Consider the following 1,357-nt stretch of genomic DNA (forward strand, 5'->3'; position numbering starts at 1 on the left):
GTGCCGGTTGTTGGTGTGGGGCTGTTATATCAACAGGGTTACTTTCGCCAGTCGCTCGATCACGCAGGGCACCAGCATGCGATGTATCCGTACAACGATCCGGGGCAATTGCCGATCCGTCCGTTGCGAGATGCTGATGGCGAGTGGTTGCGTTTGAAGATTGAACTGCCTGGCTATTCGGTTTGGCTGCGTGCATGGCAGGTTCAGGTGGGGCGGGTAAAATTGTATTTGTTGGACAGCAACGATGCGGCGAATTTCCCTGCACATCGTGGTATCACCAGCGAACTTTACGGCGGCGGGCACGAGCTGCGTCTAAGACAGGAATTGATACTCGGGATCGGCGGTTGGCGGTTGCTTGCCGAGCTCGGGATTACGCCTGAGGTGTGTCATTTGAATGAAGGTCACGCGGCGTTTGCGGTGCTGGAGCGAGCTCTGCAGTTCATGAATGCATCGGGACAGCCGTTCGAAGTTGCGTTGGCAGTCACCCGCGCAGGAAACTTGTTTACCACCCATACGGCGGTTGCTGCAGGCTTCGATCGTTTTTCACCCGAAATGATCGAGCAACATCTGCGGCGCTACGCCGAGCAGAAACTCGGTATCTCGGTGCACGACTTGCTGGCTCTCGGGCGGCTGAACCCGAATGATGAGTCCGAGCCATTTAACATGGCCCTCTTGGCGATCCGAGGAAGCGGCAGCGTTAATGCTGTCAGCCGTTTGCACGGGAAAGTAAGTCGCCGGATCTTTGCTCCTCTTTTTCCACAATGGCCCACGGACGAAGTTCCGGTCGGACATGTAACCAATGGCGTCCATATGCCAAGCTGGGATTCGGCTGCGGCGGACCAGGTTTGGACGCAGATGTGTGGCAAAGATCGCTGGCTGGGGACGAGCGAGACGCTTGAGTTTGATATCTGCCGTATCTCGGATGAGAAACTTTGGCAGTTCCGCGTCGATGCCACTCACTCGCTAGTTGATTACGCTCGCAGTCGTTTGTCACGTCAGTTGGCCGCCGCAGGGTCCGCCGCGGACGAGATCGAAGCAGCGAAGCATCTATTTGATCCCAACATTCTGACGCTCGGTTTTGCGCGTCGATTTGCGACGTACAAACGACCGAACTTGTTGCTGCATGATCCAGAGCGTCTTTTGCGATTACTAACCAATACGCAGCGGCCGGTACAGTTGGTGATTGCAGGCAAGGCGCACCCTGCGGACAGTGCGGGACAGGAATTGATACGCCAGTGGATCGATTTCATTAGGCAACCGCGGGCTCGCCAGCATGTGATCTTTTTAGCGGACTATGACATGTTGTTGGCCGAACGGTTGGTACAAGGCGTCGACGTTTGGATCAACACCCCTCGGC

General features: G+C 56.1%; 1 protein-coding gene. It reads left to right on the plus strand.

The annotated features are described in order from the left end of the window. Positions 1–1,357 (plus strand): alpha-glucan family phosphorylase (gene glgP / locus RMSM_RS15975; protein WP_040767341.1); only part of this gene is annotated, 1,357 nt, incomplete at both ends.

The sequence above is a fragment of the Rhodopirellula maiorica SM1 genome (assembly GCF_000346295.1).
In the GTDB taxonomy this organism is placed as follows: domain Bacteria; phylum Planctomycetota; class Planctomycetia; order Pirellulales; family Pirellulaceae; genus Novipirellula; species Novipirellula maiorica.